This is a genomic window from Nonomuraea sp. NPDC005730, assembly GCF_040630865.1.
In the GTDB taxonomy this organism is placed as follows: Bacteria; Actinomycetota; Actinomycetes; order Streptosporangiales; family Streptosporangiaceae; genus Nonomuraea.
The window spans coordinates 95,915-118,066 of record NZ_JBEXYK010000003.1 but is presented as its reverse complement, the minus strand read 5'-3'; the positions used below and the strand labels follow the sequence as shown (position 1 = coordinate 118,066).

At 69.6% G+C, this 22,152-nt stretch carries 25 protein-coding genes; 8 read left to right on the top strand and 17 right to left on the bottom strand.

What is annotated here, in order from left to right; all coding sequences use genetic code 11:
• Nucleotides 1-6 precede the first annotated feature (6 nt).
• On the top strand, nt 7-294 hold the full coding sequence (locus ABZ444_RS05555; RefSeq protein WP_357993096.1) for an Lrp/AsnC ligand binding domain-containing protein: 288 nt from the start codon (nt 7-9) through the stop codon (nt 292-294).
• A gap of 250 nt (nt 295-544) precedes the next feature.
• Here the strand turns inward: ABZ444_RS05555 and ABZ444_RS05550 are convergent, their stop codons facing one another.
• The 4 genes from ABZ444_RS05550 to ABZ444_RS05535 are packed head-to-tail and all read right to left on the bottom strand — an operon-like array spanning nt 545 to nt 4,786.
• Complete coding sequence (locus tag ABZ444_RS05550) at nt 545-2,203, bottom strand: ubiquinol-cytochrome c reductase cytochrome b subunit (RefSeq protein WP_357993093.1); 1,659 nt, start codon at nt 2,201-2,203, stop codon at nt 545-547.
• On the bottom strand, nt 2,200-3,315 hold the full coding sequence (locus ABZ444_RS05545) for a Rieske 2Fe-2S domain-containing protein (RefSeq protein WP_357967705.1): 1,116 nt from the start codon (nt 3,313-3,315) through the stop codon (nt 2,200-2,202). The genes ABZ444_RS05550 and ABZ444_RS05545 overlap by 4 nt, the downstream gene beginning before the upstream one ends.
• Complete coding sequence (locus ABZ444_RS05540; protein WP_357967702.1) at nt 3,312-4,121, bottom strand: c-type cytochrome; 810 nt, start codon at nt 4,119-4,121, stop codon at nt 3,312-3,314. Before ABZ444_RS05540 ends, ABZ444_RS05545 begins: the two co-directional genes overlap by 4 nt.
• Before the next feature lie 14 nt (nt 4,122-4,135).
• A complete protein-coding gene (locus tag ABZ444_RS05535) occupies nt 4,136-4,786 on the bottom strand; it encodes a heme-copper oxidase subunit III (protein WP_357967700.1) in 651 nt (216 codons plus the stop codon).
• Nucleotides 4,787-4,993: 207 nt separating this feature from the next.
• Here ABZ444_RS05535 and ABZ444_RS05530 point away from each other — a divergent pair, with 207 nt between their 5' ends.
• Together ABZ444_RS05530 and trpD are read left to right on the top strand one after the other, a co-directional pair.
• Nucleotides 4,994-5,392, top strand: a complete 399-nt coding sequence (locus tag ABZ444_RS05530; protein WP_357993090.1) for a hypothetical protein — start codon at nt 4,994-4,996, stop codon at nt 5,390-5,392.
• Between the two features lie 6 nt (nt 5,393-5,398).
• Entirely contained in the window at nt 5,399-6,445 is a 1,047-nt protein-coding gene (trpD, locus tag ABZ444_RS05525; protein ID WP_357993087.1) for an anthranilate phosphoribosyltransferase, read from the top strand.
• 108 nt (nt 6,446-6,553) lie between these two features.
• Here the strand turns inward: trpD and ABZ444_RS05520 are convergent, their stop codons facing one another.
• From ABZ444_RS05520 to ABZ444_RS05505, 4 genes are all read right to left on the bottom strand, one after another.
• Nucleotides 6,554-7,753, bottom strand: a complete 1,200-nt coding sequence (locus tag ABZ444_RS05520; RefSeq protein ID WP_357993084.1) for an Ig-like domain-containing protein — start codon at nt 7,751-7,753, stop codon at nt 6,554-6,556.
• Between the two features lie 141 nt (nt 7,754-7,894).
• Nucleotides 7,895-8,308 (bottom strand): cytochrome c oxidase subunit 4, encoded by a 414-nt coding sequence (locus ABZ444_RS05515; protein ID WP_357993081.1) that lies wholly within the window; start codon nt 8,306-8,308, stop codon nt 7,895-7,897.
• Nucleotides 8,308-9,969 (bottom strand): cytochrome c oxidase subunit I, encoded by a 1,662-nt coding sequence (gene ctaD, locus ABZ444_RS05510; protein ID WP_352326600.1) that lies wholly within the window; start codon nt 9,967-9,969, stop codon nt 8,308-8,310. The genes ABZ444_RS05515 and ctaD overlap by 1 nt, the downstream gene beginning before the upstream one ends.
• Entirely contained in the window at nt 9,966-10,799 is an 834-nt protein-coding gene (locus ABZ444_RS05505) for a cytochrome c oxidase subunit II (RefSeq protein WP_357993077.1), read from the bottom strand. The genes ctaD and ABZ444_RS05505 overlap by 4 nt, the downstream gene beginning before the upstream one ends.
• Nucleotides 10,800-10,941: 142 nt before the next feature.
• Here ABZ444_RS05505 and ABZ444_RS05500 point away from each other — a divergent pair, with 142 nt between their 5' ends.
• Genes ABZ444_RS05500 through ABZ444_RS05490 form a run of 3 tightly spaced genes read left to right on the top strand, consistent with a single transcriptional unit; the run spans nt 10,942 to nt 12,809 of the window.
• Nucleotides 10,942-12,084: an aminotransferase class V-fold PLP-dependent enzyme gene (locus ABZ444_RS05500; RefSeq protein WP_357993074.1), complete on the top strand. Its 1,143-nt coding sequence runs from the start codon at nt 10,942-10,944 to the stop codon at nt 12,082-12,084.
• The gene (locus ABZ444_RS05495; RefSeq protein ID WP_352353344.1) at nt 12,081-12,326 is read left to right on the top strand and encodes a sulfurtransferase TusA family protein; all 246 of its coding nucleotides are present in this window, start codon (nt 12,081-12,083) and stop codon (nt 12,324-12,326) included. The genes ABZ444_RS05500 and ABZ444_RS05495 overlap by 4 nt, the downstream gene beginning before the upstream one ends.
• Before the next feature lie 54 nt (nt 12,327-12,380).
• Nucleotides 12,381-12,809: a CBS domain-containing protein gene (locus ABZ444_RS05490; RefSeq protein WP_357993071.1), complete on the top strand. Its 429-nt coding sequence runs from the start codon at nt 12,381-12,383 to the stop codon at nt 12,807-12,809.
• Nucleotides 12,810-12,863: 54 nt separating this feature from the next.
• Here ABZ444_RS05490 and ABZ444_RS05485 read toward each other — a convergent pair whose 3' ends face one another.
• On the bottom strand, nt 12,864-13,850 hold the full coding sequence (locus ABZ444_RS05485) for a carbohydrate kinase family protein (protein ID WP_357993068.1): 987 nt from the start codon (nt 13,848-13,850) through the stop codon (nt 12,864-12,866).
• Nucleotides 13,851-13,958: 108 nt separating this feature from the next.
• Complete coding sequence (gene erpA, locus ABZ444_RS05480) at nt 13,959-14,312, bottom strand: iron-sulfur cluster insertion protein ErpA (RefSeq protein WP_125630793.1); 354 nt, start codon at nt 14,310-14,312, stop codon at nt 13,959-13,961.
• 157 nt (nt 14,313-14,469) lie between these two features.
• Here erpA and nadA point away from each other — a divergent pair, with 157 nt between their 5' ends.
• On the top strand, nt 14,470-15,627 hold the full coding sequence (nadA, locus tag ABZ444_RS05475; protein ID WP_357993065.1) for a quinolinate synthase NadA: 1,158 nt from the start codon (nt 14,470-14,472) through the stop codon (nt 15,625-15,627).
• A gap of 105 nt (nt 15,628-15,732) precedes the next feature.
• On the opposite strand, the gene ABZ444_RS05470 is transcribed toward nadA, so the two are convergent.
• The 6 genes from ABZ444_RS05470 to ABZ444_RS05445 all read right to left on the bottom strand — a co-directional run bounded on the left by ABZ444_RS05470 (nt 15,733) and on the right by ABZ444_RS05445 (nt 20,315).
• Nucleotides 15,733-16,332, bottom strand: coding sequence for an SIMPL domain-containing protein (locus tag ABZ444_RS05470; RefSeq protein ID WP_357993062.1), 600 nt, complete (start codon nt 16,330-16,332; stop codon nt 15,733-15,735).
• Between the two features lie 66 nt (nt 16,333-16,398).
• Nucleotides 16,399-17,742: an alpha/beta fold hydrolase gene (locus ABZ444_RS05465; protein ID WP_357993059.1), complete on the bottom strand. Its 1,344-nt coding sequence runs from the start codon at nt 17,740-17,742 to the stop codon at nt 16,399-16,401.
• Nucleotides 17,743-17,767: 25 nt separating this feature from the next.
• Nucleotides 17,768-18,325 carry a hypothetical protein gene (locus ABZ444_RS05460; protein ID WP_352323078.1) on the bottom strand — a complete coding sequence of 186 codons (558 nt, stop codon included), beginning with the start codon at nt 18,323-18,325 and terminating at the stop codon, nt 17,768-17,770.
• A gap of 6 nt (nt 18,326-18,331) precedes the next feature.
• Nucleotides 18,332-19,231, bottom strand: coding sequence for a zinc metalloprotease HtpX (gene htpX, locus ABZ444_RS05455; protein ID WP_357993056.1), 900 nt, complete (start codon nt 19,229-19,231; stop codon nt 18,332-18,334).
• Nucleotides 19,232-19,236: 5 nt separating this feature from the next.
• Complete coding sequence (locus tag ABZ444_RS05450; RefSeq protein ID WP_352323076.1) at nt 19,237-19,515, bottom strand: hypothetical protein; 279 nt, start codon at nt 19,513-19,515, stop codon at nt 19,237-19,239.
• Nucleotides 19,512-20,315: a PspA/IM30 family protein gene (locus ABZ444_RS05445; RefSeq protein WP_357967665.1), complete on the bottom strand. Its 804-nt coding sequence runs from the start codon at nt 20,313-20,315 to the stop codon at nt 19,512-19,514. Before ABZ444_RS05445 ends, ABZ444_RS05450 begins: the two co-directional genes overlap by 4 nt.
• Before the next feature lie 124 nt (nt 20,316-20,439).
• On the opposite strand from ABZ444_RS05445, the gene ABZ444_RS05440 reads away from it, so the two are divergent.
• Nucleotides 20,440-21,051 carry a DUF3043 domain-containing protein gene (locus ABZ444_RS05440; protein WP_357993053.1) on the top strand — a complete coding sequence of 204 codons (612 nt, stop codon included), beginning with the start codon at nt 20,440-20,442 and terminating at the stop codon, nt 21,049-21,051.
• A 99-nt stretch (nt 21,052-21,150) separates the two neighbouring features.
• Here the strand turns inward: ABZ444_RS05440 and ABZ444_RS05435 are convergent, their stop codons facing one another.
• Nucleotides 21,151-22,125, bottom strand: coding sequence for a hypothetical protein (locus tag ABZ444_RS05435; protein WP_357993051.1), 975 nt, complete (start codon nt 22,123-22,125; stop codon nt 21,151-21,153).
• Nucleotides 22,126-22,152: the final 27 nt, after the last annotated feature.

The following is a 22,152-nucleotide window of genomic DNA, read 5'->3' as shown; positions in this document are numbered from 1 at the left end:
TAATGCATGGTCACGGCAATCGTCCACATCAAGGCCGAGGTAGACCGGATCCCGGAGGTCGCCCAGACGATCGCCGAGATCGACGGGGTCAGCGAGGTCTACTCCATCACCGGCGAATGGGATCTGCTCGCCATGGTCAGGGTCGCCCGCTACGAGGAGGTGGCCGAGGTCATCCCCGGGCGGGTCAACAAGGTCGACGGCGTCGAGCACACCGAGACCCACATCGCCTTCCGCACCTACTCCAGGCACGACCTCGACGCCGCCTTCTCGATCGGCTTCCCCGAGGCCGACTGACCCGCTCCCCTGCGGTCCCCGCCTGAATTTCCCCGTAAGTCCCCGCGTTCGCTTCTGCGACCGTCTTCTGCGACCGTCTTCTGCGACCGTCTTCTGCGTCCGTCTTCTGCGTCCGTCTTCTGGGCCCGAGCCGTCCCACGGCCGGGCCCGACGCGTTCCCGGGCCCGAGCCGTCCTCGGCAGGCGGCCCGGAACGCGGAACGGCCCGGACGGGGAAACCCCGTCCGGGCCGATCTCGATCAGGCGAAACCCTAGTGGGTGAGGCTCCGGTCGTCGCCGGAACCGATCGCGGCGTGCTCGCCGTGCTCCCCGTGCTCGCCGTGGTGCCCGTCGTCGAGCGGGATCTTCTCCCCGCCGTACGCCTTGGACATCCGGCCGCGGAGCTTGCCGAGCGGGCCGCGCATGCCCTTGGGCGGGATGCCGGAGGCGTCCTCGTCCACGGGCAGGGCCGGCACGGCCTCCTTGCCCCGCATGTGGGCCTCGAGGTCGTCGGACGCCGGCGTGTGCACCTCGATGAACTCACCGTGCGGCAGCCGCTTGATGACACCCGACTCCACACCGTGCCCGATGACCGCGGCGTCGCTGCGCTGCAGGCCGAGGCACATGCGGTAGGTGATCAGGTAGGCCAGCGCCGGCGCGACGAAGACCAGCACCCGGCCGATGTACGTCGTCCAGTTGAGGCTGACGTGGAAGTTCGCCGAGATCTCGTCGTTGGCGCCGAGCAGCCACAGCACACCGTAGAACGTCATCGCCGAGATGCCGATCGCGGTGCGGTGGGGGTTGTTGCGCGGGCGGTCGGCGACGTGGTGCTCGCGGTGGTCCCCGGTGACCCACCGTTCGATGAACGGGTAGAGCGCGAGACCGGTCATGATGATGCCCATCGGCACCAGCGCCGGGATGATCACGCTCATCGGCAAGGTGCCCGCGTGGGCCGTGCCGAACAGGTTCCACTCCCACGGCGGCATGAGCCGCAGCGAGCCTTCGAGGAAGCCCATGTACCAGTCGGGCTGCGAACCGGCGGAGATGTCCGCCGGCGTGTACGGCCCGAACAACCAGATCGGGTTGATCTGGGCGAACGTCGCCAGCCCCGACACCACGGCGAGCGTGAACAGGAAGTAGGCGCCCGCCTTGGCCATGAAGGCCGGGTAGAACGGCGCGCCCACCACGTTCTTGTTGTTGCGCCCCTTGCCCGGCATCTGCGTGTGCTTCTGCACCCACATGAGCACCATGTGAGCCGAGACCAGCGCCAGCAGGATGCCCGGGATGAGCAGGATGTGCAGCGAGTAGAACCGGGAGATGACGTCCCCGCCCGGATACTCCCCGCCGAACAGGAAGAACGTGATGTACGTGCCCACCAGCGGCAGCGAGATCGCCACACCCTCGGTGATCCGCAGACCGGCGCCGGAGAGCAGGTCGTCGGGGAGGGAGTAGCCGGTCAGGCCCTCGGCGAGCGCCAGGGTCAGCAGCAGCACGCCGATGATCCAGTTGAGCTCGCGCGGCTTGCGGTAGGCGCCGGTGAAGAACACCCGCAGCATGTGCACCGTCATGCCGGCCACGAAGAGCAGGGCCGCCCAGTGGTGCATCTGCCTCATCAGCAGACCACCCCGGACGTCGAAGCTGATCTCCAGCGACGACGCGTAGGCCTCCGACATCATGACGCCCTTGAGCGGCGCGTACGAGCCGTCGTAGGCGATCTCGCCCATGCTCGGCTTGAACCACAGCGTCAGGAACGTACCGGTGAGCAGCAGGATGATGAACGAGTAGAGCGCGATCTCACCCAGCAGGAACGACCAGTGGTCAGGGAAGATCTTGCGCAGGTTGCGCTTGAGGAAGTTCGCCCCGCCCAGACGGTCGTCGAGGAAGGTCGACGGCCCGGCGATGGCCTTCGGTACGGCGTTCAGGTCGCTCATGCCTGGCCTCCCTTCTCCCTGGCCTCGGCCTCGGCGTCGCCGCGCTCCCAGTAGCTGGGACCGACGGGCACGTTGAAGTCACCCTGGGCGATCAGATAGCCCTCGCCGTCGACGGTGATCGGCAGCTGCGGCAGCGGCCGGGCGGCCGGGCCGAAGATGACCTTCGCACCGTCGGCCGCGTCGAAGGTCGACTGGTGGCACGGGCACAGGATGTGGTGGGTGGTCTGCTCGTAGAGCGCCGCCGGGCAGCCGACGTGCGTGCAGATCTTGGAGTAGGCGACGATGCCGTCGTGCGTCCAGTTCTGCTTGACGCCGCTCTTGAGCTCCTCCGGACGGAACTTGATCAGGATCAGCGTGGCCTTGGCGAGCGCGTTGAGGTCGTGCTCGTAACCCTCGGGCACCACCGACAGGATGCCGCCGGGCGAGTTGAAGTCGGCCGCGCGGATCGGCTGGCCGGTGCCCTCGACGACCAGGCGCAGCGGCTTGCCCTCCTTGGTCTTCTCACCCCAGACCGTGTGGCGCAGCAGCTTGTTGAACTTCGCGGCGGGCATCTTGGAGTTGTCGAGGTCGCGCAGCAGCACCAGCGGCACCAGGCCGAGCGGCGCGGCGGCCAGCAGCAGCGTGCGGCGCATCAGCTTGCGCTTGACGAAGCCGCTCTCGTTGGCGCCCTGCAGGAACGTCTCGGAGACGACCTCGCGGTCGTCCTCGTCGGAGGCCATCGTGTGGCGCTCCTGGACCAGCGCGTACTTCGGCATGATCTGGCGGACCCAGACCACGATGCCGACCGCCAGGCCGAGGACGGCCAGGGTCAGCGTGCCGCCGAGGGCGAGGTTGGAGACCCCCGTCGCCTCAGGGCTGCCGACCTGGAACACCACGTAGGAGATGAGGAAGGCGATGCCGGCCAGGAACGTGATCGCGAAGCAGAGCGCCACGATCTTCTCGGCCTTGCCGGCCTTCGTCTCGTCCTGCAGCGTCACGCCTGGGACGTCGCGGTCGGCGACGTCTTCCTTCTCCGCGGCGCCCAGCATCGACGTGCCCGGCGCGGGAGTGCCGATGACGCGCTTGGGCACGCGTTCGTCCGGCTGCTCGATCTCGTGCTCGTTGTCTGTCATGACTTCTGTCGCTTCTTCGCGGTGATCCAGATGGCGGCGAGGGCTAGGGCGGCGATGCCTACCACGAACGCTACGAGACCTTCGGTGACCGGGCCGATGCGCCCGAGGCCGAACCCTCCGGGGTCCTTCTGCTCACGGACCTGGGTGATGTACGCGATCATGCTGCGCTTCTCCTCAGGCGTGATCGTCGAGTCGTTGAAGACCGGCATCGCCTGCGGGCCGGTGACCATCGCCTCGTAGATCTGCGTCGGTGAGGACTCGTTGAGGTTGGGCGCGTACTTGCCCTGCGTCAGGGCACCGCCGGCGCCCGCCCAGTTGTGGCACTGGATGCAGTTGGCCCGGAACAGCTCGCCGCCCTTGCCGGCGTCGCCGAGCTTCGGGTCGACCTGCTCCTTGCCCGGGACCTGCGGGCCGCCGCCGAGCGACTGCACGTAGGCGGCGACCTGACGGGTCGACTCCTCGTTGACCCAGTGGGCCAGGGGCTTGCGCGGCGCCTGCGGGCCGGGGTTGCCGGCGGGCATGCGGCCGGTGCTCATCTGGAAGTCGACCGCCGCGGCGCCGACGCCGACGAGCGTGGGGGCGGTGTTGGTGCCCTCCGCGTTCATGCCGTGGCAGCTCGAGCAGTGGGCCACGAACAGGCTCTTGCCCTCGGCCACGTCGTCGACCTTGCCTGCCGCCAGCGCCGCGTCGGCAGGCTTGCCCGCCTGGACAAAGGCGGCGTATACCATCCCGACCAGCGCCAAGGCCAAAATCAGGACGGCGTATCTCGCGAGGGGATGCCGCCGCCAAGCGGTGATCCTAGTCACAGAGATCCCGTTCCTTAACGAATGATGTAGATGGTCGCGAAAAGACCGATCCAGACGACGTCTACGAAGTGCCAGTAGTAGGACACGACGATCGCGCTGGTGGCCTGCTCATGCGTAAAGCGCTTCGCGGCGTACGTGCGTCCCAGCATGAACAGGAACGCGATCAGGCCACCGGTCACGTGCAGGCCGTGGAAGCCCGTCGTCAGGTAGAACACCGAGGTGTAAGCGTTGGCGGACAGGGTCGCGCCCTCTGACGCCAGCTCGCCGTACTCGTACAGCTGACCGGCGACGAAGACCGCGCCCATCAGGAAGCTGACGATGTACCAGAAGCGGAGCTTGCCGACCTGCCCCTTCTCCGCGGCCCACACGCCCAGCTGGCACGTCACACTCGACAGGACCAGGATGATCGTGTTGACCGTCGCGAACGGGATGTTCAGGTGAGCGCCTTCTGCCTCTACGCCTGCAGGAAGGAAGGCAGGGCCCCACTCGATGCCCTTCCCCTCGCTCACCGACCGGATGGTGAAGTACATCGCGAACAGCGCCGCGAAGAACATGAGCTCAGAGGACAGCCAGACGATCGTCCCGACACTGACCAGGTTCGGCCGCCGGTACGACTGTGCTGTCGTCGTCGAAGTTATTGCGGATGCTGTCGCCACGGGCAGCATTATTGCGGCTCCGGTGTTCGGTCCGGCCAACGACCCCCCGTTAGGAGGAACAAACCGGCCATCAACCTGGGATAATTGGGACAAAACGCCTGTCAGACCCGGTGGCCTGGGATTGCATCCCGGCGCAACGGTACGATCCAGGTGACCATACAGCTTCGACCGATAGTGAGCGCGACAGTGACGTCCTCTGGGAGCACCGACGACACGATGAGGGTCCTCGTCTACAGCGACGACGCCGCCACCCGGGCCGAGGTCCGCCAGGCGATCGGCCGGCGGCCGGCGGCCGACCTGCCCCTCGTCGAGATCATCGAGTGCGCCACCGAGCCCAAGGTCCACCAGTGGCTCGGCTCCGGCGACATCGACGTGGCGGTCCTCGACGGCGAGACCCAGCCCGCCGGCGGCATGGGCGTCTCCCGTCAGGCCAAGGACGAGGTCTACGACTGCCCGCCCGTCTGCCTGATCATCGCCAGGCGCGACGACCGCTGGCTGGCCGAGTGGTCCAAGGCCGACGCCGTCGTCCCGCAGCCCATCGAGCCCATGGTGCTGGCCGACACCGTCGCCGACCTGATGCGCCGCCGATCCGCCACCCGACTCAACGCGAAGTAGGTGCCCATGGACTCCCGGACGACCTGGCCTGCCCTGTTCTCCGCGCTCCTTTCCGGCGAGCACCTGTCGGCCGACGAGACGGCCTGGGCGATGCGGGAGATCTTCTCGGGCAACGCCACCTCCGCCCAGATCGCGGGCTTCGCGCTGGCCCTGCGCGCCAAGGGCGAGACGGTGGCCGAGGTGGTGGGCCTGGCCCGGACGATGCTGGAGTTCTCCACGCCGCTCACCGTCGAGGGGCCCGTCCTCGACGTCGTCGGCACGGGCGGCGACCGCGCCCACACCGTCAACGTCTCCACCATGGCCGCCATCGTGGCCGCCGCGGCGGGCGCCAGGGTCGTCAAGCACGGCAACCGCTCGGCCTCCTCGCTGTGCGGGGCCGCCGACGTCCTGGAGCACATGGGCATCAGGCTCGACCTGACGCCCGAGCAGACCGCGCGGGTGGCGCGCGAGGCGGGCATCGCCTTCTGTTTCGCGCCCGTCTACCACCCGGCGCTGCGCTTCGCCGGCCCGGCGCGCAAGGAGATCGGCGTCCCGACGGTCTTCAACTTCCTGGGCCCGCTGACCAACCCGGCCCGGCCCAGCGCCCAGGCCATCGGCGTCTACGACGCCCGCATGCTGCCCGTCATCGCCGGCGTCTTCGCCGAGCGCGGCGTGTCCGCCCTGGTCTTCCGCGGCGACGACGGGCTCGACGAGCTGACCATCACCGGCACCTCCACGGTGTGGGTGGTCCGCGACGGCACGGCCACCGAGGCCAGGTTCGACCCCGCGGTCCTGGGCATCCCCCGGGCCGACGCGGGCGCGCTGCGCGGTGGCGACGTGCAGTTCAACGCCCAGGCCGTGCACGACGTGGTGGGCGGCAAGAAGGGGCCGGTGCGTGACGCCGTCCTGCTCAACACCGCGGCCGCGCTGGTCGCCCACGACGGCGCCGGCGACGACCTCGACACGGCGATGATCAAGGGCTACGAGCGCGCCACGCAGGCGATCGACTCCGGCCTGGCCGCCGACACGCTGCGCCGCTGGATCGAGGTCAGCAGCTCCTACCGCCCGTCGTGACCGTGAGCGTGCCTCTGAGGCGCGCTCACCTCCTTCGGCGACACGGAATCCCGCGGGCCCTGGCAGAGCCTCCAGGGCCTGCTCAGGGCCCGGATGGCGGTCAGTCGCTCAGAAGGTGATGCTGGGACCGTCCTTGAGCGTGCTCCACTTGAGCCACTCCTTCCAGTTCTCCTGCCAGTGGCCCCACCCGTTGGTGGGCTCCAGCTTCCGCGGCGAGCCCGTGATGATGATCGGGTCCCCGATCAGGGTGTTCTTGATGAACCAGGCCGCGTTCTCCGGGCTGACGTTCACGCAGCCGTGGCTGACGTTGGAGTTGCCCTGGGAGCCCACCGACCAGGGCGCGCTGTGCACGTACTCGCCGCTGTTGGAGATGCGCACGGTGTTGTAGACGGTGAGCTGGTAGTAGCCCGACTGTCCCGGGCCGATGCCGGGCGAGGTCATGACGGTCACCGGCTCCCGTGACATCGCCAGGTGCACGCCCGAGGTGGTGTAGTACTTCCACTGGCCGCCCTGCCCGGCGCTCATCGGCATGGTGCGGATGCGCTTGCCGTCCCGGCGGACCGTCAGCACGTGCTCGTCGGTGGTGCCTCTGGTGATCTGCGAGCGGCCGATCTTGAAGTCGAGGGTGACGTCGCGCTTGCCGTACAGGCCGGGACCGCCGCGCACCCCGGCCAGCTTCGCCTCCAGCCGCACCTTCGTGTACGCCGGCCAGTAGTCCTCCGGCCGGAAGTCCACATGGCTGTCGTCGAACCAGTGCCAGGCGCCGTCCACCGGCTTGGAGCTGCGGATGGTGAGGTTGCGCTCGACGGCCACCCGGTCGCTCACGGGCTTGTCGAAGGCGATCATGACGGGCATGCCGATGCCGACCGTCAGCCCGGTGTCGTCCCGGTTGGGGGTGATCGTCTGGATGTCGAACGTCTTGTCGCCCTTGACCGTGGTGAACGTGCTGGAGGTCTCGCTCTGCTTGCCCGAGGCGTCCACGCTGACGACGGTGACCGTGTAGCCGGCGCTCGGCCGGGCGGTGGTCGTGCTGCGCCAGCGGGTGCCGTCACCGCTCAGGACGCCCTTCAGCCGGCCCGCCTTGCCGCCGTCCACCCGGACGCTCTTGATCGTGCCGCCGTGCGCGGACACCACCACGGGCTGATCGGTGGCCACGTTCGCGGCCTTGTCCTGCGGCGTGACCCCCACCGCCGGCTGCCGCGCGACCGCGGTCAGCTCCTTCGTCTCGTTCGCCGCGCCGCTCAGCGAGCACGCCGTGAGCAGCGCCAGGGCCAGCAGGCCGGCCGATCCATTCGCCACGCGTCTCACGAGTGACCCCCTCGCCCAAGATCCAACCTTCTCCTCCCTTATTACCCTGAGTGATCTATTCACGACATCCGTGACCTGGTAAAGAACACGAAAAAGCGGGCGTCCTCCCCTATGGGAAGGACGCCCGCTTCGAGCCGCTTGTCAGTGCGAGAAGTTGCCCCGGTAGTACTGGAACACGAACCCGATCATGGCCATGACGATCAGGAACACGCCGATGAGGAACATCCAGAAGCCGATCACGAACCCGGCGAAGGCGAAGGCCGCCGCCAGGCACAGGAACAGCGGCCACCAGCTGCTCGGGCTGAAGAAGCCGATCTCGCCGGCGCCGTCGCTGATGTCGGCCTGCTTGTCGTCCTCCGGCTGGGCGCCGATGCGCCGCGCGGTGAACATCAGGTAGTAGCCCACCATGAACGCGAACCCGACCGAGATCGCCATGGCGGTGGTGCCCACGGGCTCACCGTGGCCGGTCGCGGCCTTGGTCCAGAACCAGTAGCCGACGTCGACACCGGCGAAGAACAGGCCGCACAGCAGGAACAGCCAACCCTGGACCTTCATCAGGCCTCCACCTCCTGGGCGGACTTGGCGGACATGTGCGGGTAGTGCAGGTCGAACGCCGGGCGCTCGGACCGGATGCGCGGCAGCGAGGTGAAGTTGTGCCGCGGCGGCGGGCAGGAGGTCGCCCATTCGAGCGAGCCGCCGTAGCCCCAGGGGTCGTCGACGGTGACCTTGGTCCCCGAACGCCAGGTCTTCCAGACGTTGTAGAAGAACGGCAGCGTCGAGGCGCCCAGGATGAACGCGCCGACCGACGAGATCATGTTCAGGTCGGTGAAGCCGTCGGCCGCGCTGTAGTCGGCGTAACGGCGGGGGAAGCCGACCATGCCCAGCCAGTGCTGGACGAGGAAGGTGGTGTGGAAGCCGATGAACAGCAGCCAGAAGTGCACCTTGCCCAGCTTGTCGTCGAGCATCTTGCCGGTGAACTTGGGCCACCAGAAGTAGAAGCCGGCGAACATGGCGAACACGACCGTGCCGAAGACCACGTAGTGGAAGTGGGCGACGACGAAGTAGGTGTCGCTGATCTGGAAGTCCAGCGGCGGCGAGGCCAGGATGACGCCGGTCAGGCCACCGAGCAGGAAGGTGATCAGGAAGCCGACGGAGAACAACATCGGCGACTCGAACGACAGGTGACCCCGCCACATCGTGCCGATCCAGTTGAAGAACTTCACGCCCGTCGGCACCGCGATGAGGAACGTCATGAACGAGAAGAACGGCAGCAGGACCTGCCCGGTCGGGAACATGTGGTGCGCCCAGACCGTGATGGACAGACCGGCGATCGCGATGGTGGCGCCGACCAGGCCGATGTAGCCGAAGATCGGCTTACGGCTGAAGACCGGCAGGATCTCGGTCACGATGCCGAAGAACGGCAACGCGATGATGTACACCTCGGGATGGCCGAAGAACCAGAACAGGTGCTGCCACAGGATCGGTCCGCCGTTGGCCGGATCGAAGATGTGGGTGCCGAGCTTGCGGTCGGCCTCCAGGGCCAGCAGCGCGGCGGCCAGCACGGGGAAGGCCATCAGCACGAGCATGCTGGTCAGCAGGACGTTCCAGGTGAAGATCGGCATGCGGAACATGGTCATGCCGGGGGCGCGCATGCAGATGATCGTGGTGATGAAGTTCACCGCGCCGAGGATCGTGCCGAGGCCCGACAGGGCCAGGCCCATGATCCACAGGTCGCCGCCGATGCCGGGCGAGTGGATCGCGTTCGACAGCGGCGTGTAGGCGAACCAGCCGAAGGAGGCCGCGCCGCCCGGCGTGAGGAAGCCGGACACGGCGATGATGCTGCCGAACAGGTAGAGCCAGTAGCTGACCATGTTCAGGCGGGGGAACGCCACGTCGGGGGCGCCGATCTGGAGCGGCATCAGCTCGTTGGCGAAGCCGGCGAACAGCGGCGTCGCGAACATCAGCAGCATGATCGTGCCGTGCATGGTGAACAGCTGGTTGAACTGCTCGTTGCTGGTGATCTGCAGCCCCGGCTGCGCCAGCTCGGCCCGCATGATCAGCGCCATGACGCCGCCGATCAGGAAGAAGGCGAACGACGTGATCAGGTACATGTGCCCGATGATCTTGTGATCAGTCGAGGACATCCACTTGGCGATGATCTGGCCCTTGGTGACGGGCCGGACCGGTGCGCGAAGCGGTTCTTGGATGGCGGTCACTGGGCACTCCCAGCCTGGGTCGCGATGTACTGGTCGAACTCAGCCTGCTTGACGAGCTTCACCTTGAACAACATCCGGCTGTGGTCCACGCCGCACAGCTCGGCGCACCGGCCGGCGTAGATGCCCGCGCGGTCGTCGCCGAGAGTCTTGATCTCGAACTTGCGGCCGGGGTTGCCCTCGGGGATGCCGGGGATGATGTCCCGCTTGAACAGGAACTCGGGCACCCAGAACGAGTGGATCACGTCGTCGGTCGACAGGTCGAACTCGACCTTGGTGTTGGTCGGCAGGACCAGCTGGGGGCCGTCCCGGTAGTCGTGCACCGGCATGCCGGCCACGGGCTGGAACGTCTTGCCCTTGTAGGTCGTGGTGAAGCGCCAGCTCCACTGGTAGGCCTCGACCTTGACCTTGACGGTGGCGTCGCCTGCGACGTCCGTGAGGGCCTTGCTGTCGCGGGCGGTGAAGAAGAAGAACACCGAAACCATGACGAGCGGGACCACGGTGTAGAGGATCTCGATCGGCAGGTTGTAGCGCACCTGGGGCGGCAGCTCGGCCTTCCCCTTGCGCTTGCGGTGGAAGATCGCGGCCCAGACGATCAGGACGATGACGACGACGCCCGTGGCGAGTGCGGCGATCCAGGCCCCGTTCCACAGATGCTGAACGACCTTGGCCTGCTCGGTCACGCCCTCGGGCAGCAGGCCGTTGGACCAGTCGAACTTGGGAACGTCATTAGCACACGCCGTAGCAGTGGCCAGCAGCAACGCCAAAGCGGCGGCGCGCGGCACCCTGCGCCGGGCCAACGAACGCCGCGTCGTACGGCGAGTCGGACTCACGGATCGCCTACCCCACAGATGAAGCCCAAGAGTCTTTCCCTTGGGTGCTCGTATTTCCAAATGCACAGCTGATTGCAGACACATTAGCGTGCAGGTGTCCCGCCCTACCGCGCGACCCCTCGATGGCGCCGCAAGTGGGACGATGGGTCTCGTGGCGTATTTCGACGCGGCCTCGAGCGAGCCGCTCCACCCTCAGGCACGCGAGGCGCTGCTGGCGGCGATCGACGTCGGCTGGGCCGACCCCGCGAGACTGTACACCCAGGCCCGCCGCGCTCACCTGCTGCTGGAGCAGGCCCGCACGGAGGTGGCCGAGGCGCTCGGCGCGCGCCCCGACGAGGTGTCGTTCACCTCGTCCGGCACGCAGGCCGCGCATCTCGGCGTGCTCGGCACCCTACACGGCAGGCGCAGGGTCGGGCGTCATCTGGTCACCGGCGCGGTCGAGCACTCCAGCGTGCTGCACGCGGCCGGCGTGCACGAACGCGACGGCGGCACGGTCGAGACCGTGGGCGTGAATCTCGAAGGCCGGGTCGACCTCGACGCGTTCGCGCGGGCGGTCGCGGCTCCCGGCACCGCGCTGGCCTGCCTGCAGACGGCCAACCACGAGGTGGGCACGGTGCAGCCGGTCGCCGAGGCCGCCGCCGCGTGCCGGGCCAACGGGGTGCCGCTGCTGGTCGACGCCGCCCAGACGGCCGGCCGCATGCCGATCCCGCCCGGCTGGTCGGTGCTGACCGCTAGCGCCCACAAATGGGGCGGCCCGGCCGGGGTGGGCGTGCTGGCGGTGCGCAAGGGCACCCGGTTCCGCTCGTTCCTGCCCGAGGACGAACGCGAGCGGCGGCGCGTCCCCGGCTTCGAGAACGTGCCGGGCATCGTGGCCGCGGCGGCGGCGCTGCGCGCGATGAGCGCCGAGGCGGCGCAGGAGCAGGCCCGGCTGTCCACGCTCGTCGCCAGGATCAGGGAGACCGTGCCGAAGGTCGTGCCGGACGTCGAGGTCATCGGCGACCCGGTCGGCCGGGCGCCCCACATCGTGACCTTCTCGTGTCTCTACGTCGACGGCGAGGCCCTGCTCACCGAGCTGGACAAGGCCGGATTCGCCGTATCGTCCGGAAGCTCGTGCACCGCTAGTACGCTTCGTCCATCGCACGTCCTCGAAGCGATGGGCGTGCTGACGCATGGGAATGTCCGGGTGTCGCTGCCCAGGGGCACGTCCGCGGCCGAGGTCGACCGGTTCCTGGCCGTGCTGCCCGACCTGGTGCGCCGCATCCGGCACGACGCAGGAGTCGCATGACCGAGGTAACTCAGCCGTCATTGACGATCGACGCGCTCGGGAAGAAGTGCCCGATCCCGATCATCATGCTCGCCGAGCAGATCAACCACGTGCCGCTCAACGCCGTGGTGGCGGTGCTGGCCGACGATCCGGCGGCCTACACCGACGTGCCGGCGTGGTGCCGGCTGAAGTCCCACCGCCACGTGGCCTCGTACGAGCTGCCCGAGGGCGGCTGGGCGATCCACGTGATGCGCAACTACTGACGGTTTGTGGGTAGGGCCCTCCCCTGACGGCACATCGACCATTCGGGGGAGACCATGGCCAAGGGGAACGAGACCGCCCGTGACGTGATGAGCACGGGCGCGGAGTGCATCGCCGCGCACGAGACGCTCGACCGAGCGGCTCAGATGATGCGCAGCAACGACGTGGGGGCGCTGCCCGTGTGCGGCCCCGACGACCGGGTGACCGGCATCATCACCGACCGCGACATCGTGATCAAGTGCGTCGCGGCCGGTCACGACCCCGCGAAGGTGACGGCGGGCGAGCTGGCGACCGGCCTGGTCTGGGTGACGGCGGACGCCAGCGTGCAGGAGGCGCTGTCGCGCATGGAGCAGAACCAGATCAAGCGGCTGCCGGTGCTGGAGAACGAGCGCATCGTCGGCATGATCAGCGAGGCCGACCTCGCCCGGTGCCTGCCGGACGACCAGCTCGCCGAGTTCGTGCACCGGGTGTACGCCAAGCGCTGACACCCGCACGGGGATCGCCCCGCCACGCCGGACGGCGGGCGGGGCGTACGGCTGTCAGGGGTGGTAGCAGCGCACGTGGTCGGCGATGTCGGCCGCGGCCTCGGCGCCGTAGGCGGCCGTGAAGCGCTCCAGGAAGACCCTCTGTCCCAGCTCGTACTCCTGGCCGCCGACGCGCTCCAGCACGTGCGTGGCCGTCAGGTTGCCGATCTGGCCGCAGCGCTCCAGCGGCAGCCCCCAGGCCAGGCCGGACAGGAAGCCGGCGCGGAAGGCGTCGCCGACGCCCGTGGGGTCGGCCTTCCCGCGCTCGGGGGCCGGGGCGACCTGGATGGACGGCTCGCCCTTGCGGTCGATGACGGCGCCCTTGGGGCCGAGCGTGGTGACGCGGACGCCGACCCGGTCGAGGATCTCCTCGTCGGACCAGCCGGTCTTCTGCTCGATGAGCCCCTTCTCGTAGTCGTTGGAGAACAGGTAGGCGGCGCCGTCGACGAGCTGCCTGATCTGCTCGTCCTCCATGCGGGCGAGCTGCTGGGAGATGTCGGCGGCGAAGGGGATGCCGCGCTGGCGGCACTCGTCGGTGTGCCGCAGCATCGCGTCGGGGTCGTTGGGGCTGATCAGCACCAGGTCGAGGCCGCCGACCCGGGCGGAGACCGGCTGCAGCTCGATCAGCCGCGCCTCGGCCATCGCCCCGGTGTAGAAGGAGGCGATCTGGTTGTGGTGCTCGTCGGTGGTGCACAGGAAGCGCGCGGTGTGCTGCGTCTCGGAGATGTGCACGGACTCGCAGTCGACGCCGTGGCGCTCCAGCCAGGAGCGGTAGTCGGCGAAGTCGTTGCCGACGGCGCCCACCAGGACCGGCTTGAGGCCGAGGCAGCCCATGCCGAAGGCGATGTTGGCCGCGCAGCCGCCGCGACGGATCTGAAGGTCGTCGACCAGGAACGAGAGCGACACCCGGTCGAGCTGCTCGGCGATGAGCTGATCGCCGAAGCTTCCTGGGAACGTCATCAGGTGGTCTGTCGCGATGGAGCCGGTTACGGCGATGCGCACGGGATTCTTCTTCCTCGTTGTCAGCAGGCCAATGAGCCTCACGAGAATACGCGAAGGTCCCGCTCGCACAAAGGCGGGCGGGACCCCACAGGCCGAAGCCGTGACCCCTTAGTTGAACGAGTCGCCACAGGCGCAGGAGCCGGTGGCGTTGGGGTTGTCGATGGTGAAGCCCTGCTTCTCGATCGTGTCGACGAAGTCGATGCTGGCGCCCAGCAGGTACGGGGCGCTCATGCGGTCGGTGACCACGCTGACACCGCCGAAGTCCGTCACCACGTCACCGTCCATGGAACGGTCGTCGAAGAAGAGCTGGTAGCGCAGGCCGGAGCAACCACCCGGCTGCACGGCGACCCTCAGCTGCAGACCTTCCTCACCCTGCTGCTCCAGCAGGCTCTTGACCTTCGCGGCGGCCGCGTCAGTCAGGATCAGGCCCTGCGTCGTGGTCTCGCTGCTCTCAACCGTCATCTGCTGACTCCCTAACCCGGCTGTCTGTTTCCGACGTCCTACTGATGACGCTACCAACACCTCGCCCATGCCACACATTCCCGGGTCCCCTACCCCCGGAATAACCATGTTCGTCCATGTGTCATAGTGAGTATCGTCAAAACGACGATAAGGGGGTATGGCGATGGCCACCCAGACTGGGCTGCCGCTCTTCGTCCTCGGGCAGGGCGCCGATCCGCACAGCGAGAAGGGCGTCGACTGCCCCGGCGAGCTGCCGCCCGCGTCCGACCCTGACCTGGTCGAACGCGCCCGCAGGGCCAAGGAGGCGCTGGGCGACCGCCTGTTCGTGCTGGGCCACCACTACCAGCGCGACGAGGTCATCCAGTTCGCCGACGTGACCGGCGACTCCTTCAAGCTCGCCCAGCAGGCCGCCGCGCGGCCCGAGGCGGAGTTCATCGTCTTCTGCGGCGTGCACTTCATGGCCGAGTCCGCCGACATCCTCACCGGCGAGGCCCAGAAGGTGGTGCTGCCCGACCTCGCCGCCGGGTGCTCCATGGCCGACATGGCCACCTTCGACCAGGTGGAGGAGTGCTGGGAGGCCCTTGAGGACGCCGGTCTGGCCGGCGAGGTGGTCCCCGTCACGTACATGAACTCCAGCGCCGACATCAAGGCGTTCTGCGGGCGCAACGGCGGCGTGGTGTGCACCTCCTCCAACGCCAGGAGGGCGCTCGACTGGGCGTTCGAGCAGGGCCGCAAGGTGCTGTTCCTGCCCGACCAGCACCTCGGGCGCAACACCGCGGTGCTGGAGATGGGCATGTCCCTGGAGGACTGCGTGGTCTGGAACCCCCACCGCCCCGGCGGCGGGCTGACCCGCGAGCAGCTCGACCGGGCGCGGATGATCCTGTGGAAGGGCCACTGCTCGGTGCACGGCCGCTTCACGGCCGAGTCCGTCGACGACGTGCGCGCGCGCATCCCCGGCGTGAACGTGCTGGTCCACCCCGAGTGCCGGCACGAGGTGGTGCTCAAGGCCGACCACGTGGGCTCGACCGAGCACATCATCAAGACCCTCCAGGCCGCTCCCGCCGGGTCGAGCTGGGCCGTCGGCACCGAGCTGAACCTGGTCAAGCGGCTGGCCACGATGTTTCCCGACAAGAACGTGTCGTTCCTGGACCGGACGGTCTGCTACTGCTCCACGATGAACCGGATCGACCTGCCGCACCTGGTGTGGGCGCTGGAGTCGCTGGTGCTGGGCGACGTCGTCAACCGCATCACGGTGGACGAGGACACCGCCCACTGGGCCAGGGTCGCCCTGGACCGCATGCTGGCGCTCCCGTAAGAAAGCTCCCGCGGCGAGGAGCGCCCGCCCTCGCCGCGGGCCCGGCACAGCTTCGGCACAGCTTCGGCACAGTTTCTGCACAGCTGCGGCACAGCTGCGGCGCTGCTAGGCGAAGTCGTAGCCGACGCGGACGCCGACCGTCAGCGTCTGGCGGCCGGGGCTGACCGAGGACGCGCTCTCGGCCGCCGCGGCCATCGCGACCAGCGGCTGGGGGCCGCCCCTGACCTCCTCGGAGATCGACACGACCGGGCCGAGCGGGCGTCCGGCCAGCTCGGCGTAGTGGGCGGCCTTGGCCGCGGCGTCCCTGAACGCCCTCGTCCTGGCCTCGCCGAGCACCGACGCCGGGTCGGACAGCTCGAAGGCCACACCGTTGAGCCGGGCCTCCTCGCCCACGCCGGCGACCGTGTCGATGACGGCGTCGGCCCGCGACAGGTCCCTGACGACCACCTCGACGCCCTGGGCCGCCCGGTAGGCGGAGACCTTCGGGTAGACCTCGTACTCGGGGCCGAGCGAGAGCTCGACCGTGCGTACGTCGTGGGCCGCCACACCGGCCCCGGCCAGCGCGTCGGCCAGCCGGGCCGCGGCGGCCCTGACCGCCGTGAACGCCTCGGACGCCGACGCCCTGCGCACCTCGACGCCCGCCAGCAACCGCAGGACGTCGGGCGCGGCCTGCACGCTGCCCTCACCGACGACGGAGATGTCCACGCCTGCCCCCTAAGACTGGGTTCGCCTCGATCCTACGGGCGTGTCCTGCCCCCGCCCACGGCCGGTTCACACGGCGTCGACGATCGCGTCCGGATCGTCCAGCTCGACCTGGTGCCCCGAGCCGGGCAGCAGGACCAGCTTGGCGTCGAGGCAGGCGGCCAGGCTCTGCCTGCGGGCGTCCCGGACGCCCGCGCCGAGCACGGTGACCGGGATGTCGGGAAAGGGATGACCGGCCCGGATGTCGCGGAGGTCGGCGGCCATGTCGCGGCGGGCCAGCCACTCCCCCGCCACCGCCGCGGGCACCTTGCCCATCCGGTACACCCCGAAGGGGTCGCCGATGCCGGTGACCAGGCGGTGCGCCGGCGGCCCGGTCAGGCGGGCCAGCACGTTCGCGCCCCACGTGCCGCCGAGCGCGGGCAGCCACGCGCCCAGGGCGGTGGCGAGCGCGAGCGGCCGGCGCACGGGCGTGGGACTGGGGTCCACCAGGACGAGCTTGGCCACGCAGAGCGGGTGCAACCGGGCGAACGCCTCGGCGTGCCAGCAGGACAGGCCGTGCGCGACCAGGGTGATCTGGGACGGCTGCGCGGGGGCCAGCGCGGCGAGCCGGGCCACCTCGCCGTACAGGGTGGGCCGGTCGGTCGCGGGCGGGCTGAGGCCGAGCCCCGGACGGTCGAAGCGGACGACCCGGTGGCAGGCGGCCAGACCGGCGGCCACGGCGTCCCAGTGGAACCAGGCGCCGCCGAGCCCCGCCGTGATGAGCACGCCGGGGCCGGCGCCCTGGTCGAGGACGTGCGGAGGGCCGCAGGGGGCCTCGTCGTCGTCGTGGACGAGCAGCCTGAGCGCCACGTACACGACCCAGACGGCGACCATCGTGAGCTGGATCCGGTGGGCGACGCCGGCCAGCCGCCCGGCGGCCAGGGCGGCCAGCATGAGCCCGGTGGCCCCCACGTTCAGGCCGGTGAACAACCACGACACCCACGAGCGCCAGCGCGCGGAGAGCACCACCATGGCGGTCAGCACGGCCGTCGTGGCCAGCGCGCCGGCCACCATGTGGAGCCGGTGCGAGACCCCCTCGCCGCGGCAGGTGGGGTCGCTGAGCACGGCGCAGTCGAGCGGGACCAGGCCGGAGACGACCGTCAGCAGCCCGAAGGCGGCCAGCGCCAGCCAGCCGGCCCACTCGCGCGCCACCCTGGGCAGCGTCGCCACGGCGGCCAGGCAGGCCAGCCCGGACAGCACGTCGCTGACCCGGAACAGCCGCGTCCACGGCTGGTCACGGGCGGCCAGCTCGCTCACGTAGCCGTCGGTCCGGTCCACGGCGGGCGTGGTGAACTGCCCCGTGATCCAGGCGCTGTACAGCACGGCCGCCACGATGAGCGCCGAGGCCACGGCGACGAACAACCTTCGCTCCACGTGATGATTAGAACACCATCCGTGGTCAAAGACCCGGAGCACCCCATACCGGGAACCATCGGCCGAGGTCGGCCTCCAGCGGCAGCTCGCCGTCCAGGACGCCTCTGGCCTGCAGTTCGAGGGCGTTGTCGCGCCTGTTCCCGGGCAGCGGCGCGAACGGGTAGAACGTGCCGCGCTTGTACAGGTAGACGACCGCCAGCCGTCTTCCCGCCGGATCGGCGAACGACACCAGCGAGCACAGCAGCGAGGGCCCGAACCCGGCCGACTCCAGCGAGGAGTTGACCGCGTGCAGCTCGGTGACCAGGTCGCTGACGTCGTCCGGCGCGCGGCGGACCAGCAGCCAGGTGTAGCCGTAGCCGTCGTCGGACTCCTCGACGCGCCCGCCGAGCAGCGCCTTGACATCGCTCTCCAGCGTGGCGAACGCGCCGCCCTCCGCGGCCCTGAACGACACCGAGCCGAGACCGGTGGGGACGAGACCGGTCGCGGCCTGGAGCGTCACGGCGGCGGACGGCAGCGCGAACAGCGCGTCGAGATTGGGCTTGACCGGCTTGGACCGGCCCAGCAGCGAGTCGAGCCAGCCCATACGGCCTCAGCCCCTTCCGAGCTGCTTGGAGACGGACGCGAGGAGTTCGAGCCGGCGCTCCAGCGGCGGATGCGTGGAGAACAGGTTCGCCAGCGTCTCCCCCCTGGCCAGGGCCGGGGCGAAGTAGAAGGCGTTGAACGGCGCCGCCTCGCGCAGGTCGGTGGTCGGGATCCTGGCCATGTCGCCGGTGATCTTGGTCAGCGCGCTTGCCAGGGCCGAGGGACGCTGCGTGAGCAGGGCTCCGGCCCGGTCGGCGGCCAGCTCGCGGTAGCGCGACAGGGCTCTGGTGAGCAGGAAGCTGACGGCGTACACGACGATCGAGACGAACATGATGATCAGCCCGACCGGCACGCCGCCCTGGCCGTTGTCCCGGCGCCCGCCGAAGCCGGCGTACAGGGCGAACCTCGTCATCAGCCCGGCGACGATGCCGAGGAACGAGGCGATCGTCATGACCGCGACGTCGCGATGGGCGACGTGCGACAGCTCGTGCGCCAGGACGCCTTCGAGCTCCTGAGGCTCCAGGCGGCGCAGGATGCCCGTCGTCACGCAGACGACGGCCCGCTTCTGGTTACGGCCGGTGGCGAAGGCGTTGGGGACGTCGGAGTCGGCGATCGCCACCCGCGGCTTGGGCATGTCCGCCAGCGCGCACAGCCGGTCGATCAGGCCGTGGAGCTCGGGGGCCTCCTGTGGGGAGACCTCCCGTCCGTGCATCGCGAACAGGGCGATGCGGTCGGACAGGAAGTACTGCACCAGCAGCAGCCCCCCGGCGAGCACCAGCACGGTCAGCGCGCGCACGCCCAGGGCGATCAGCACGCCGACGAACGCCACGTAGAGCAATCCCAGCAGGAACATCGTCACGACCATGCGGCGGGTCAGGCCGCTGTCGGACGCGAACCGCGTACCCACGGGGCTCAGCCCGGGATGAGGCCTTGGTCGCCCAGCATCTCCCGGACCTCCTCGATCGAGGCGTCCGCGGGGGGAAGGATCAGCTCTGACGGCTCAAGGCTGTCGTCGGGAAGCGCCTTGCCCACATGGCGCACCTTGTCGAGCAACGCGTGCAGCTTGACGCGGAAGGCCCCTTCGTCACCGGTCTCGATGGCGGCCTCCAGCTCGCTGTCGAGCTCGTTGAGCACCGCGATGTCGTCCGGCGAGATCTCCACCTGGCCCTCGCCCATGATTCTGACGATCATGCGCCCTCCCCGGGCTGACGCAGCTGCTGGGTGTGACCCTGCTGCGGCTGGGGCTGCTGCTGCGGCTGGCCCTGCTCGATGGCGCTCTTCGGCGCCGGGCCCTGGCCCAGCTCGGCCTTCATCCGGGCCAGCTCCAGCTCGACGTCCATGCCGCCGCCCATGCGGTCGAGCTCGGCCTGGATGTCGTCGCCGCGGGTGCCGCTGAAGTCGTCGAGCGCGCCACTGGCCAGCAGCTCGTCGATCGCGCCCGCGCGGGCCTGCATCTGCGCCGTCTTGTCCTCGGCGCGCTGGATCGCCAGGCCGACGTCGCCCATCTCCTCGGAGATGCCGGAGAACGCCTCGTTGATGCGCGTCTGGGCCTCGGCGGCGGTGTAGGTCGCCTTGATCGTCTCCTTCTTCGTGCGGAAGGAGTCGACCTTGGCCTGCAGCCGCTGGGAAGCCGTGGTCAGCTTCTCCTCCTCGGCCTGCAGGTTGTCGTGCTGGACCTTGAGGTCGGCCATCTGCCCCTGCAGATTGGACCGCCGCTGCAGGGCCTCGCGCGCAAGGTCCTCACGCCCGACGGACAGCGCCTTGCGGCCCTGTTCCTCGTAGCGCCTGGCCTGGGCCTCCAGGCCGTTGATCTGCAGTTCTACCCGCTTGCGCGAGGTCGCCACGTCGGCCACCCCTCGACGCACCTTCTGCAGCAACTCGAGCTGCCGCTGATAGGAGTAGTCAAGCGTCTCGCGCGGATCCTCCATCTTGTCCAGGGCCTTGTTGGCCTTGGACTTGAAGATCATCGAAAGTCTCTTCATCACGCTCATGCGCGTCGGCCGTCCCCTTCTAGGTCGTGCTGGTGTTCACCCAATGCAGCGCAGCCGCCTTGGGATTACCCTACGCATAACGCACGGGGGCGTCACTAAGTTGCAGTCCAGGTAGGGTTGACGTGTGTTGCGACGCCGATCCCAAACCTCCGTGGACGACACCCCCGTCCCCGTTGACGATCCTAAGCCCCAGGGTAAAGGTCGTCCCACACCCAAGCGCCGGGATGCCGAGGGCAGACGACGCCAGCCGGTCTCCGCGCCGAAGGACCGCAAGGAGGCCTATCGGCAGATGCGCGCCAAGCAGGCCACCGAGCGCGACCGGGCCCGCAAGGGCATGCTCGCAGGTGACGAGCGTTATCTTCCGGTTCGCGACAAGGGTCCGGCGCGCAAGTTCGCCCGCGACTGGGTCGACTCGCGGCGCCTGCCCAGCCAGTACTTCCTGCCGTTCTCGCTACTGATCCTGCTGGCGACCTGGGTCCCGTGGCCGATCGAGATCCGCGCCAAGGTGCTCAACATCGTGATCGCGGTCGGCTGGCCGATCATGATGATCGGCGTCCTGGCCACCTCCCTCTACGTGGCGTGGAAGGTGAAGAAGGAGGTCGCGGCCAAGCTCCCGAACGAGAGCGTCAAGGGCGTCGGCTTCTACGCGGCGATGCGCGCTTTGCAGATCCGCAAGCTGCGGTTCCCGCCGCCCACGGTGCTGCCGGGCGGGCGGCCCGCGCCGCCCAAGAAGTAGCCCAGTTCTTCCGATTTTTCGGGAAAGCGGCTTATCGGCGACGCCCGCGTGCCCATCACCGTCCGGTGGTGGGCACTCGTGCTTCCCGCGCCTCGCCGCTCAGCGGGCCGCTTTCCAGCGCAGGAGGCCGCCGGTGACCACGGGGCGGCGGCCGTCGATCGCGCCGCCCCGTTCGAGGGCGTCGGCGACGGTCCGCAGCAGCGTGTACGACGACCGCAGCCGCCTGCCGGTGACCCCGGCCACCGTCCCGTCGGCCGAGCTCACGGTGGCGTACGCCGTGGCGCCGTCGACGGCCGTGTAGGACAGGATCGGGATCAGCAGGCCGTCCCATGACCCGGCCGGGCGGCGGGCGCACATCTCGCGCCAGGCGTCCCTGATGCCGCGGACGGCGAGGTGGTCGCGAGCCCCGGGGCGGAAGCCCAGAACACCGGCCCCCAGGACGCCGGCACCGCGCGCGCCGTTGTGGCGCAGCAGGGAGGCGCGCAGGGCGTCGGGGAAGTCCACGCCCATCTGCGACTCGGCCACGGCGATCGTGCGCGCCCTGACCGGGGCCCCGAGCGCGCGGTAGGTGCGGGGGGCGTTGCTCCTGAGCCAGCGTTCGATGCGCCGCCACTGGGCGTCCACGGCCCGCTTGACGTCGGGCGCGACCCTGCGCGGGTCGATCGGCCGGCGCCGGGGCGCGCAGTTGGGCGCCCGGGCGGCGGAGGCGGCGGGCGTGGGCCGCGCGGTCGCCACGGGGTCGGCCGGCGGCTCCACGGGCGTCAGGGGCTCGCCGACGGTGGGCTCCAGGGGCTCGGTCCCGGCCGGGGGCGCCTGCTGCTCGGTGACGGCGCGCATGAGGGCCTGGGCGTCGCGCTGCGCCGACGTGCCCATCAGGGCGAACGCCGGCGTGAGGGTCACGACGACCCCGATGGCCAGCCACAACAGGGCCGTCCGGGCGCCCCGCGGCCGCCGGGCGGGAGCCGGGACGGGCGGCGGCGGCTCGGCCCGCGGCAGGCGGGCCCGGCGGCGCAACCGCACCGCGAGGGCGATCAGGACGGCCGCGGTGAGAGCCTGGCGGACGAGCTTGAGCACGTCGCGCACCCTATCCCGAATCGAATC